This window comes from Polaribacter litoreus, from assembly GCF_054584775.1.
On sequence record NZ_JBTLRD010000025.1, the window covers coordinates 18,556 to 31,485 of the forward strand.

The following is a 12,930-nucleotide window of genomic DNA, read 5'->3' on the forward strand; positions in this document are numbered from 1 at the left end:
AAATACCTACATTTAAGTATTTATGAAATAGGGATATCTATAATGATAGAGCTTCCTTTACCAAGAGTGGTATCAATTGTAAAGTTTCCTTTTAGATGTGCTACTCTTGTTTTTATTGAGCTGATCCCCATTCCGTTTTTTAAATTTACTGTTTTAAGATCAAAACCCTTACCATCATCTTCGATAATAATATTTAAATTTCTATCATATAAAGAAATATTGATAGTTGCATTTTTAGCATCTGCATGTTTTAAAATATTAGTTATTAATTCTTGGATAATTCTAAATACGGTAACTTCTAAATTATTTGCTAAACGTTTATTTAAGTTGAAATGCACAACTTCTATTTTAATTTTATTTGCAGATGATATTTTTTCTGCCATCATTTGCACTGCCAATAGTAATCCTTGTTTGGCAATAACCCCAGCATTTTTAGCATGTGCAATACTACGCACTTTTAGGTAGGCCTCATCAATTAAATGTTCTGTTTTATTGAATAACTCTTCTTGATTGATTTTCTTTTTTTCTCTGTTGATTTTTAAATTTTCGAAATGTAGTTTTAAAGTAGCCAAAACCGAGCCTAAATTGTCGTGCAAATCTTCTGCAATTTGTTTGCGTTCTTTTTCTTGACCATCTACCATAGCATTTATAGTGGTAATTTCTTGTTCTTTTAAAAGCGTAAGGTTTTTTTGTGTTTCTAGTTCTCTTTGTTGTTCGGCAAGTTTTTGTTTTCGTTTTGTATTTTTATAAGATAGCATATATATAACTGTACCTAAAATTAATAATAAAGAAACTATTATTAATAAAAGTAAATTTTGCTTTCTTCTAGCTTCGCTTTCTAGAATCAATTTATCCTTTTCGGCTGTTTTATTTTTTACTTCTAATGAAGAGATTAAACTATTTTGATCTTTAAAATTTAGAATAAAACTATTTTGAAGTGAATTTTTTAATGCCAAATACGCTGAGTCTTTCTGGTTGTTACCATAATACATTTCGCTTATATACAGTTGATATATAAATTTATTTTTTAAAGGTGTAGTTTCACTTTCAAATAACTTTGTTTTTTTTAAGTTGTTTATAGCAGATGAGAATTTTTTTTGAATTTTATATTTTCTTGCAATTTCTTTGTAAACTTCATATTTGTAAGAGTTAAAAAAAATATGTTTTTTCTTTTTTAATAGTAATAATTCTTTATTAAAATAAAACAGGGCACTATCGTTCTTTTTTAAAATATTGTTTAACGCTTTTAAGTGAAAATATTCAATATTTAGGTTACTTTTAGGGCTGAGTAATTTAGTAATACTATCAAGTTTAAGTAACAATGCATTGGTAATGGCATTTGCAGATTCAATTTTTTTGAAGTTATTTTTATTCACAACTCCCATTTCGTTTAAATAGATTTTAAACAAATAATATTTAAAAATATAAATTCTACGCTCTTTGCAAGACAGTAAAAGTTGATCTAAATAATAGGATGCATTTTTATCTCCATTAATAACTCCTAATTTAAAAACAGTTAATATTTGAACCAAAAACTCTCTTTTAAATGGTAAAATATCAAGTTTTTCAGCAGTTATAAAACCTTTGTAAGCAATATTGTAAGCACTAGTTCTATTGTTAAAAGCAATTTCATTTTCAGCTAAAATTAACAGCTTTAACATATACACTATGTTGTTTGATTTATTTAACTCATTTATACTATCAAACGTATGAATTTCATCTTTCTTCTTGTATTTTTTATTTACTTTCATATCGTAATACATATCAACAAGATCTCGGATCTCGTTGTTTTTAATACGAGCTATGTTTTTTTTAGCCTTTTTTATATTTAACTCTTGAAGGTTTTCAAAAAAGGGGCTTAAAAGAGAAATACTATTGTTGGTTTCTTGTGAAAGACAAAAAATAGCATTAAAAATTACAAATAGTAAGCAAAATTTAAACTTCAAATTTAGATAAGTTTACTTATACCAACAATACATAGTTTTACACTTGCTGCTGTGATAGCTCTTACTCCAAATGGTTTGTATTTTTCTTGATCACTAATTTCAAAATGTGGTTGCATTTCAGAGGTTTTCGTTCCTCCAATTAAATAGTTTTTTTTAAGTTGATCAATTAAGATTTTTGCTTCTTTTTTCTCTATGTCATATTGAGAATCAAATGTGTAATCATCCATATTAATATACTCTCCCTCATTAACCATTACATCAGACAATGCTGTACTTTTTTTATGAGATCTTTCCACTATAAATAACTCTCCTTTTTTTAACTCTATTTCCTCTATAGTGTCTTCTACCTTTTTACCATACGTAAGGTTAATAACAATGTGATTGCAATTTGAGTTGTTTTTATTTTCAATGTATATAGCATCTATGCCTATTTTTAGAAAACCTCTGTAGTTTTTTAGAAAAAAAGACACTTTATACTTGTCTTTTTTAGGTAGCGGTTCAAATTTAGCATAGACACAAAAAAAAGTTCCTCTTTTTTGAGACGCCAATACTAATTGATATTCAGGTATTAATTCAACAGAAGTTCTAAAGTCCATATTTAAGTATTTATAGTTAGCTACAAAGATGATTAATTCTAATACATTTTATCTACCTACAAGTAGGTATTCTTGTTGCCTTAAATATAGCTTAAATTTAAAGAGTTAGTAAAGTTAAAATTACCCCAAAAAGAATCGCAATAAACTTTTGAAGGTTAAATTTGTGGTTTTCAGTACTTTCAAAAAGTATAATCGTAGAAATATGCAAGAAAACACCAATAATTAAAGCCTGAATCTCAGTTTTATATACTGTAAAAAAGGCAACTTTATCACCTAAAAGAACACCAAAAGGGCTCATTAATGCAAAGATAATCAAAAATATAAGCACTATTTTTTTGTCGTATTTAGGCTGTAATAAAAAGGTAGTCAATACAATAGCTATAGGGATTTTATGTACCACAATTGCCCATAACAAGTTGTCTCCTGAATGATGAATAGGTAATCCTTCAGAAAAAGCATGCACACACAAACTGATAAACAATAAGGTAGGAAATTGTTTGCCATCTGTATGAATGTGAATATGGCCATGTTCTGCACCTTTAGAAAAAGACTCCAAGACAGATTGTAAAATGATACCAATTAAAATAAAAATACCTATAGTTTTTGCATTGGTATTTTCTTGATAAACTTCTGGTAAAAGGTGAAGAATGGTTACCGATAAAAGATAAGCACCACTAAAAGCCAATAATAAGCGTACAAATTTTTTGCTAGGTTTTATTAATAAAACAACAAAAGATCCTAATAAAACGGCTAAAATTAATAGTATATAATTCACTTTGCTACTATAATTAATCTGTTAGAGGTTTGCGCATCGAAGTTTTTAAGATGATAATCTCCAAAAACATTGGTTATGGTAAAACCAATTTTTGTAAAATAATTTTTCATCTTGTTTATATCTAAATATTTTACCCTTTCTGTATAAGAATGTTGTTCATCATCAGCAAAAAACGATATATTTTTATAGATAAAACCATCTTTAATTTCTCTGTTGATGTGAAATGTAATTCCATCAACTATTTTTGTTTCCTTTGGTACTAACGTGTTTTTAACAAAATCGGCATTTAAAAAATCGAACACAAAATATCCATTTTTCTTTAAACCGTTTTTTATATTTTCTAAAATTAAAAGATCGTCTTTGTCTTCTTCAAAATACCCAAAACTGGTAAATAAATTAAAAATTGCATCATATTGATTGTTAAATGGTTTGCGCATATCATGCACTTTAAAACTTAACCTTTCATTCTCAAAATTTTTAGCAATTTCAATACTGTTTTTGGCTAAATCACCACCTGTAACTTTATAGCCTAACGAATTTAAAAATACAGAATGACGACCTTTTCCACAGGGTAAATCTAAAATATGAGTAGATTTTGGTAAAGCAAGAAACTCTGTAATATTTTTCATAAATAACTGAGCATCTTCATCATTTCTATCTTTATATAAAATATGATAATAAGGTGTATTAAACCATTCTGTAAACCAATCTTTATTTTTCATCTAAATATGTTTCTCAAGTATTTTCTTAAGAAATCCTTTTAACTTGTCGTTTCTATACAATCAGGTATCTAATAAGTCTGTAAAAGTAATTAAATCTTACTTTAGAAAAAATGAAATTCTCTATTTCTGAAATATCATTTTAGAAAATGTATTTTTGCAAAGAATTTTACAAGTATGAATAGAGATTTTAAAATGACAGCAACTACACTTTTTGGTTTAGAAAGTGTTTTAGCTAATGAATTGAAACAATTAGGTGCGCAAGATATCAAAGAAGGGGTTAGAAGCGTTTCTTTTAGAGGCGATAAAGGGTTTATGTACAAAGCCAATATTGCTTTAAGAACTGCTGTACGTATTTTAAAGCCTATTAAAACCTGCAAAATCTATGACGAAGAAGATTTGTATGAGGCCATTCAAAAAATAAAATGGGAACATTATTTAGATGTCGAAGGCACTTTTGCTGTTGGTGCTGTTGTAAATTCTAAAAATTTTACTTCTAATTCACATTATATCTCTTTAAAGTCCAAGGATGCCATTGCAGATTATTTTAGACATAAATATCATAAAAGGCCTAATGTAGATTTAAAATATCCTGATGTTAAAATACACGTACATATTCAAAAAGAATGGTTAACGGTTTCTTTAGATTCTTCTGGAGATTCACTTCATAAACGTGGTTATAGAACTGCCACAAACATTGCACCCATTAACGAAGTTTTAGCTGCAGGTATGGTTTTATTGTCTGGCTATACAGGTGATGAAAACTTTATAGACCCAATGTGTGGTTCTGGAACTATTTTAATAGAAGCAGCTATGATTGCCAACAATATTCCTGCAAATATCAATAGAAAATTGTTTGCTTTTGAACAGTGGAAAGATTATGATGAAGATTTGTATTTTGTAATACAAGATGCATTGTTAAAAAAAATAAAGAATTCTCATTTTAAAATAATGGGTTTTGATAAAGCGCCCTCTGCTGTACAAAAAGCAAAAGCGAACGTAATTTCTGCTAATTTAGAAGAGTTTATTGGGGTGCATCATGTAAATTTTTTCAATTCTACGAAAGAGGTTTTTGGAAATACTACTATCTTATTCAATCCACCTTATGGAGAACGTTTAAATATTGACGTCAACGAATTCTATAAAAAATTAGGTGATACATTAAAACATAATTACCCAGGTTCTACTGCTTGGTTAATTACTTCGGATACTGAAGCTTTAAAATCTGTTGGTTTACGAACTTCAAAAAGAATTGCATTAAAAAATGGAGATTTAGATTGTAAGTTTGTAAAATATGAACTGTATGAAGGTTCTCGAAAAATAAAAAAAAGAGTTGATGAAGCTTAATTGCTTTTTATTATAACTTGGTAAACTTTAAATATAAATTGATCTAGAAAATGAAAAAAAGAAATTTAATTTTAACGGTAATTTTTGCATTTTTTTACCTTACAAATAATGCACAAACCTCAGTATCATTTTACCAAAATGAAACGAATTCTAAAATAGCAATAGGTTATGAGTTTCATAAAAAATTATGGGCAGATTTAAGAGTTTATTCAGGAACAAATATTGGAAATTTTACGCCAGAAGTTGTTTTGAATTATAATTTTGTAAATAAAGAAAAATATGAAACTTATATTGGTGCTGGATTTTCTTTAAATAATATTAGCGGAATTATTATACCTGTTGGTATCGGAATTAAACCTTTTGAAAAACTCAAAAATTTGTCTTTGAATATAGAACTGAATCCGACCTATGAAATGGATTTAGACGATTTATTAATCCGTGGATTTATCGGAGTTAGATACGTTTTGAAATAAAACTGAAACTATAATTTTAAATGTTATGGTTAATTAAAAGAGTTTTAGTTCCCTTGAATTCTAGCCCAAAGCTCAGTTAATAATTTCTTAGCATCTCGTTTTTTCTTTTTTTCTTCTATAAAGAAAGGAGCACCATATTTATCAATTTTAATTTTGTACTTAAAAACAAAGTTTTGTGCGTTAGGCAGAATACTTAAAGTCCCGAATCGTAAATCATTAAAATAGAGTTGATTTTCTTTTATATTAATGGTGTACCACCCTTTAGAAATAGCAATCATTCGTTTTGTTTTTGGGTGATATGATAAATCTTTTAACAAGTGATGATTTTTTGGATACGATGAAAATTGAATCGGGTTTTTATCAAAAAAAGAATAATTACCAATTAAAAAAGCATCTTTGGTTTCTACATTTGCAGTCCATAAAATGGTGTTTAAAGGGCTTGGTTTTGTTTCAATTTCTGAGTATACAATATTTTGTTCAGCCAGAGCTTTAGTAAAATTTTTGTAGGCGATTCCTTTTAAAATTAAGGTAATTACTAAGTAAGTACTACTTATAATTAATCCGAAGTTGTTATAAAACCTTCTTTTATTGGTTGATCTTTTTTGCAACATGGCTAAAATTAAAAACACTAAAAAAGGTAATGTGTATAAAGGATCTACAACAAACACATTTTTAAAAGCCAACCGAATATCAAAAGGCCAAAATAATTGTGTACCCCAAGTAGTTTGTGCATCTAAAATTGGGTGTGTTACAAATGTTAAAAAGAAAAATAATATCCAATCTTTTTTGTTTTTATAGGTTTCGTATGTAGAAACCAAAAAAGCAAAAATAGGCGCAAAGAGCACTGAAAAAAGTATAGAATGTGTAAAACCTCTATGCATTTCTAGACCAGTAACAGTATCTGTAAAATAACCTGCTAGCACATCTAAATCTGGTATTGTACCAGCTATTGCACCATAAAACATGGCTTTATTACCAATTTTTTTACCTAAAACAGCTTCACCAACAGCAGCTCCTAAAACAATTTGTGTTAACGAATCCAAAATTTACAAATAGCTTTTTCTAAATTTCTTTTCTACAGAAAAATCAATTAAATTCATAAAGTTTTCATGCACACCTAAGGTAATATCTAACTGTAATTGTTCAATTAATTTAATAATTTGTTCAGATTTGAATTGTAAATCTGGTACAGATACATATTTTTCAAAAAGACCACCAATGCTTTTATAATACAAGGTTTCAAAGGCATTTAAATTTTCTGGTTTATGATCTACATATTCATAGCTATTGATATTAAAAGATTCTAAAACTTCACCTACATAGTTTTTGTGTAAAATCTGTTTGGGGTTTACAATATTTAATTCTTTAATTTTCGGATTTAAAAAAGCGTGGAGAATTGCTTTCGATACAAAATCTACAGGTACAATATTCAATCCACTTTTTTTATCAACCCAAATTCTAAAATTATCTTTTGCTTTTTTTGCATATTTATCTAAAAAAATAGCCCAAGAATAAAAAACATCAAATTTTGGAGTCTCATAAAAAGGCGCATCTATTAAACGACCACAAATAATACTTGGTCTTAAAATTTGAGCATTAATATGTTTTAACTTACAGGTTTCTTTTACAAAACGTTCGCTCTCATATTTCGATTTTTCATACGGATTTCTAAAATTAGTAACTTTATAATTTTCTATACTATCATTTACCTTATTATCTTGTATGCCAAAAGAATACGCTGTGCTGATGTATAAAAATCGATTGACAAATTTTGGTAATACCTCTAATAAATGTTGGGTAACTAAATAATTTTGAGTGTGTACTTTTTCTTTAGAATCATTGGTGTTTAATAAGTTTGTAGAGCCAGCACAATGAATTACTGTATCAAAAGAATATTTTGTAAGTGTCTCTTTTGTAATACTAGCCAAATCTTTTGAGATGACAGTAATTTTTTCTAAACATTCATTAAGAGTGAAATTGTTTAAAAAATCAGGACGAGATTCATCTTGTAAAATAGAAATCAAACGTTCTTGAGCTGATTTTTCACTATTTCTAATGATTACAAAAAGGTGATTTACTGTTTTGTTGATAATTGCTTTTCGAAGCCATTCAAAAATAATATGGCTTCCAACAATACCAGTACCACCTGTTAATAAACAATTCATATAAATTTAGTTACAATATTTAATAAACGAAAATACTTCTTTTAAAATAAAAAACCTCACAATGTGAGGCTTTACGATTATTTTTTTAAGAATTACTTTTTGATATAATTTTCTGGAACTGTAAAATTGCTTCTAAAGTCTTTTACAAATTGAATATTAGAAATATTTCCATTTCCAATTTTATGGGTTAAGCCTTGTTTGTTGTTCCATTCATAAAATTCCCAATTTGTAGCAAAAGGAACACCATCAATAGTAGTATAATTATTGTATTTTATGGCATGCGGATCTGCTTCTGCAGCAGCTTTTGTTTTCCCTAAAGTTACAATATATGCAACATGCTGTAATACATTTTTTTTATTTGTATAGGTAATGTACCAATCGTCAGGAGCATCACCAACATTAGATTCAAAACTTAATTTTGCTGTTGTTAAAGTGGTATTTGTTTCTTGAGTTTTGTAATTGAAATCCCATTTTGTTCCATCATCGTTTAATTTATATGGAAAAAGGAAAAAATAGTTCCAAGTATACGCATGAAAACGAGCTCCAGGATTTTCTGTTAAACTCGGAGAAACAAAAATATCTTGTTGTTTTACAAAGATTTCATCGCCATTTTTATAGGTTATTTTTGCCAAATCAGAACCAGTTGTAATGGTAATATTAGCATTAAAAATTTCTTTTCCACCAAAGGTAATTTCAGCATCAAAAGAAATCGCTTCTTTCTTTAAAAATGTATTTTTTTGATGAGCATCTTCAATTTTTTCTGAAAGATTTTTTTCAATTGGTTTTTCTACAACCTTTTTAGGGGTTTCTTTTTTTTGTTGACAACCAAACACAAAAAATAAAAAGGGTATTGATAGAATAAGTAATTTTTTCATTGTTTTTTTAATGTTAAAGAGTTCGATGATATAATCGAACTCTTTCTAAAAACCTTACAGTTTTTCTAATTTAAATTATATTTTTTAAACTTTTGCTTCTTTATAAAATGGTAATTTAACAATGGTAGATGAAATTGCTTTTTTACGAACCTGAATAAAAATTTCTGTACCAGGTTTCATATATGCTGTTGGTACATAGCCTAAACCAATACCTTTGCTTAAACTTGGGCTCATTGTACCAGAAGTTACATTACCAATTACAGTTCCATCAGCATCAACAATAGCATAACCTTGTCTTGGAATTCCTCTTTCATTCAACTCAAAAGCAACCAAGCGTTTTGTAGGTTTTTCTGCTTTTTGTTTGGCTAAAGCCTCTGCATTTACAAAATCTTTGGTAAATTTTGTAATCCAACTTAAACCAGCTTCTATTGGAGATGTTGTATCATCAATATCATTACCATACAAACAATATCCCATTTCTAAACGTAATGTATCTCTTGCAGCCAAACCAATGGGTTTAATGCCAAAATCTGCACCCGCTTCAAAAACTTTGTTCCAGATTTGTTCCACTTCGTTGTTTTTACAATAAATTTCAAATCCCCCAGAACCAGTATAGCCAGTTGCAGAAATAATAACATGCTCAATTCCAGCAAAATCGCCAACTTTAAATTTGTAAAAAGGAATATCAGCCAAATCTAAAGAAGATAAAGATTGCATGGCTTCTACAGCTTTAGGACCTTGAATGGCTAACAGGGAATAATCTTCGGATAAATCTCTTAAATCTGCACCAAATTCTTCATTATATTTTGTAATCCAGTTCCAATCTTTTTCTATGTTTGATGCATTTACAACTAATAAATAGGTGTTTTCTTTAATTCTGTAGCAAATTAAATCGTCTACAATTCCGTTTTCTGTGTTTGGAAAACAGCTGTATTGCGCATCTCCAATGGCTAATTTAGAAGCATCATTAGAAGTAATTTTCTGAATTAAAGCCAAAGCATTTTCTCCAGAAACTAGAAATTCACCCATATGACTAACATCAAAAACACCAACTCCATTTCTAACTGTAAGATGTTCTGCTGTAACACCTTCGTAAGAAACTGGCATGTTATAACCAGCAAAAGGTACCATTTTTGCGCCTAAATTTTCGTGAACTTTATGTAATGCAATATTTTTCATTTATAGATTTCTTTGATAATGGGCTAAATTATTGAAAAATTCACAATTAACAGCCACTAATATTTTGTTAATATTTTGAATCAAAAAAAATATTAATGTTACATTTGAGCAGTCAACCTATAAATCCATTATAATGAAGATTTTAAAATTTTTATCAATTTTACTTTTTAGTGTGTCACTACATACTTTTTCGCAAACTCCAACCGATTTTTTATCAAAAGAATTTCATAAAGAAAGACGTGATTTGTTACGTTCTAAAATGCCAGCCAATTCTGTTGCTGTTGTTTTTGCAAATCCGCTAAGAAATAGGGCCAATGATGTAGATTATGTTTTTCATCAAGACCCAAACTTCTACTACTTAACAGGTTATAGAGAGCCAAATGGAGTTTTAGTTTTGTTTTCTGATGATCAAACTGATGCAAATGGAAATACATATAACGAAATTTTATACGTACAAAAAAGAGATCCAAGAGCTGAACAATGGAATGGAAAACGTTTGGGAGTAGAAGGAGCTAAAAATGAATTGGGTTTTAAAGTTGCCAAAAATGCCAGCGAATTTTTAACTGACAAATTAAACTTTAAAGATTTTGATAAGGTTTTTATAGAAAAATTTAATGATGATTACAGAGATTTAAGTGGAGCAGATATTTTTGATTTGGTTAAAAGTTTTAAACAAAAATCAGGATATGATCCAAACATGTTTTTATCAAGATTAAAAGAATATGCGTACAGTAATGTTGCTGAAACTCCTGTAGAAAGTAGTGCGAATGTAATAAGTATTATAGATAGATTGGCGAATCGATCTCCTGAAATTAAAAATGACGAATTGTTAAATAAATATAAATCAGCAGATTCAGACATTTTAAAAAATGAAATAAAACAAAAAATATCTCTGGCTTTAAAACCTAAAACCAATATCGATCTTAATTTTTTAGGGGCTAATTTGGCAACGATGAGAGAAGTAAAAACTGAGGCAGAATTAAAATTATTAACCAAAGCTGTACGAATTTCTGCAGTGGGTCAAAATGAGGTAATGAAAGCTATGAAACCTCATATGTCTGAAACTGAATTACAAGGAATTCACGAATTTGTCTACAAAAAATACGGTGCTGAATACGAAGGATATCCATCAATAGTAGGTGCAGGTAATAATGGTTGTATTTTACATTATATAGAAAACAATAAGACTAAAGTAGGTAATGAATTGGTATTGATGGATTTAGGTGTGGAATATAGAGGGTATACAGCAGATGTTACAAGAACGATTCCAGCAAGTGGAAAATTCACCAAAGAACAAAAAGCAATTTATGATTTGGTTTACGAGGCGCAAGAAGCAGGCATTGCTTTGTACAAAATAGGTACAAGCATGCAAGCTCCAAATCAAGCTGCAAGAAAAATTATCAATGAAGGATTATTTAAGTTAGGCATTATTAAATCTGTAGATGAAAGACACAACTATTTTCCACACGGAACTTCACATCATATTGGTTTAGACGTTCATGATCCAGGAAATTATGGAAATTTCGAAAAGAATATGGTAGTTACTATGGAGCCTGGTATTTATATTCCAGAAGGAAGCCCTTGTGATAAAAAATGGTGGGGAATTGCAGTACGAATAGAAGATGACATTTTAGTAACTGATGGAGTGCCTGTAAATCTTTCTGGAGAATCACCAAGGAAATCTGATGAAATCGAAAAAATGATGGCTAAAAAATCGGTTTTAGATGAATTTGTACTCCCAGATTTAGATAAATAAAATGGGTAAATCTGCCATAATTCTAGGAGCAACTGGCTTAACAGGAGGAATACTTTTGAGAAAACTTATTGCCGATAAAAATTATTCAACAATTAAATTATTTTCTAGAAATTCTGTTGAAATAACATCAGAAAAAATTCAAGAATATCTTATTGATGTTTTAGAATTAGAACAATCAGCAAAAGACTTTATAGCTGATGAAGTCTTTTGTTGTATTGGTACCACAGCTGCAAAAACCAAAGATAAAAAGTTGTACAAAGCAATTGATTACGGAATTCCTGTAACTGCTGCAAAAATTGCCAAACAAAATAAAATACTTACGTTTGTAGTAATGTCTTCTATGGGAGCAGATGCAAATAGCAGTGTTTTTTATAACAAAACTAAAGGAGAAATGGAGCGCGATGTTTTGCAGCAAAATATCCAAAATACATATATATTAAGACCATCTATCATTGGTGGAAATCGTGATGAATTTCGATTAGGAGAAAGTATTGGTAAAGCCATAATGCGTGTTTTAAATCCTTTGTTTTTTGGTAGATTAAAAAAATATAAAATGATTCATCCCGAAAAAATAGCAACTTCTATGCAAGTTTTGGCCAAAACAAAACCGAGTATAAATATTTTTAGTTCTGATGAAATAGAAAAAATTTCGAATAACAAATAATGAGTAAAGAACAACCAAACAATCCATTACATGGCATAAAATTAGCCACAATTTTAGAAGAATTGTATTTAGAATACGGTTGGGAAGAATTGGGTTATGCCTTAAATATCAATGCTTTTAAAAATAATCCTACTTACAAATCATCCTTAAAATTTTTAAGAACTACACCTTGGGCAAGAGAAAAAGTAGAAAAGTTTTACTTAAAAAATATGATCGATTAATTTTTTTTAGAAGCTATTTCCAGCTTTCCACTATATCTTTTTATGCTGAATTTATTACAGCATCTGTTTATTCATAAACACTAGATTTAGTATCACTAGCTTATACTGAATTTAGTTAAGCATAAAAAGGATGTCGTTTCAATCTGGGCTCATATCTTTGAGATATTCAAAGATATCTAAATTTTCTATCTTTAGAATTATAAATTGATAAACA

13 protein-coding genes are annotated in these 12,930 nt (G+C 28.6%); 5 read left to right on the plus strand and 8 right to left on the minus strand.

Annotated features, from left to right (window positions below):
- Window positions 1-20 precede the first annotated feature (20 nt).
- The 4 genes from ACW9UN_RS16135 to ACW9UN_RS16150 all read right to left on the minus strand — a co-directional run bounded on the left by ACW9UN_RS16135 (window position 21) and on the right by ACW9UN_RS16150 (window position 4,039).
- Window positions 21-1,751: a sensor histidine kinase gene (locus ACW9UN_RS16135; protein ID WP_459487399.1), complete on the minus strand. Its 1,731-nt coding sequence runs from the start codon at window positions 1,749-1,751 to the stop codon at window positions 21-23.
- A 197-nt stretch (window positions 1,752-1,948) separates the two neighbouring features.
- Window positions 1,949-2,542: a hypothetical protein gene (locus tag ACW9UN_RS16140; protein ID WP_459487400.1), complete on the minus strand. Its 594-nt coding sequence runs from the start codon at window positions 2,540-2,542 to the stop codon at window positions 1,949-1,951.
- A 97-nt stretch (window positions 2,543-2,639) separates the two neighbouring features.
- On the minus strand, window positions 2,640-3,317 hold the full coding sequence (locus ACW9UN_RS16145; RefSeq protein ID WP_459487401.1) for a ZIP family metal transporter: 678 nt from the start codon (window positions 3,315-3,317) through the stop codon (window positions 2,640-2,642).
- Window positions 3,314-4,039: a class I SAM-dependent methyltransferase gene (locus tag ACW9UN_RS16150; RefSeq protein WP_459487402.1), complete on the minus strand. Its 726-nt coding sequence runs from the start codon at window positions 4,037-4,039 to the stop codon at window positions 3,314-3,316. Before ACW9UN_RS16150 ends, ACW9UN_RS16145 begins: the two co-directional genes overlap by 4 nt.
- Window positions 4,040-4,213: 174 nt before the next feature.
- Here ACW9UN_RS16150 and ACW9UN_RS16155 point away from each other — a divergent pair, with 174 nt between their 5' ends.
- Entirely contained in the window at window positions 4,214-5,383 is a 1,170-nt protein-coding gene (locus ACW9UN_RS16155; protein ID WP_459487403.1) for a THUMP domain-containing class I SAM-dependent RNA methyltransferase, read from the plus strand.
- A 50-nt stretch (window positions 5,384-5,433) separates the two neighbouring features.
- Entirely contained in the window at window positions 5,434-5,856 is a 423-nt protein-coding gene (locus ACW9UN_RS16160; RefSeq protein WP_459487404.1) for a hypothetical protein, read from the plus strand.
- Between the two features lie 44 nt (window positions 5,857-5,900).
- On the opposite strand, the gene ACW9UN_RS16165 is transcribed toward ACW9UN_RS16160, so the two are convergent.
- From ACW9UN_RS16165 to gcvT, 4 genes are all read right to left on the minus strand, one after another.
- On the minus strand, window positions 5,901-6,899 hold the full coding sequence (locus ACW9UN_RS16165) for a metal-dependent hydrolase (RefSeq protein WP_459487405.1): 999 nt from the start codon (window positions 6,897-6,899) through the stop codon (window positions 5,901-5,903).
- Window positions 6,900-6,902: 3 nt separating this feature from the next.
- Complete coding sequence (locus ACW9UN_RS16170; RefSeq protein ID WP_459487406.1) at window positions 6,903-8,021, minus strand: SDR family oxidoreductase; 1,119 nt, start codon at window positions 8,019-8,021, stop codon at window positions 6,903-6,905.
- A gap of 92 nt (window positions 8,022-8,113) precedes the next feature.
- Entirely contained in the window at window positions 8,114-8,896 is a 783-nt protein-coding gene (locus ACW9UN_RS16175; RefSeq protein WP_459487407.1) for a hypothetical protein, read from the minus strand.
- 84 nt (window positions 8,897-8,980) lie between these two features.
- Window positions 8,981-10,075: a glycine cleavage system aminomethyltransferase GcvT gene (gcvT, locus tag ACW9UN_RS16180; RefSeq protein ID WP_459487408.1), complete on the minus strand. Its 1,095-nt coding sequence runs from the start codon at window positions 10,073-10,075 to the stop codon at window positions 8,981-8,983.
- Between the two features lie 133 nt (window positions 10,076-10,208).
- Here gcvT and ACW9UN_RS16185 point away from each other — a divergent pair, with 133 nt between their 5' ends.
- The 3 genes from ACW9UN_RS16185 to ACW9UN_RS16195 are packed head-to-tail and all read left to right on the plus strand — an operon-like array spanning window position 10,209 to window position 12,716.
- Window positions 10,209-11,831: an aminopeptidase P N-terminal domain-containing protein gene (locus ACW9UN_RS16185; RefSeq protein ID WP_459487410.1), complete on the plus strand. Its 1,623-nt coding sequence runs from the start codon at window positions 10,209-10,211 to the stop codon at window positions 11,829-11,831.
- Between the two features lies 1 nt (window position 11,832).
- On the plus strand, window positions 11,833-12,495 hold the full coding sequence (locus tag ACW9UN_RS16190) for an NAD(P)H-binding protein (RefSeq protein ID WP_459487411.1): 663 nt from the start codon (window positions 11,833-11,835) through the stop codon (window positions 12,493-12,495).
- Complete coding sequence (locus ACW9UN_RS16195) at window positions 12,495-12,716, plus strand: VF530 family protein (protein WP_015480085.1); 222 nt, start codon at window positions 12,495-12,497, stop codon at window positions 12,714-12,716. The genes ACW9UN_RS16190 and ACW9UN_RS16195 overlap by 1 nt, the downstream gene beginning before the upstream one ends.
- The last annotated feature ends 214 nt before the right edge of the window (window positions 12,717-12,930 follow it).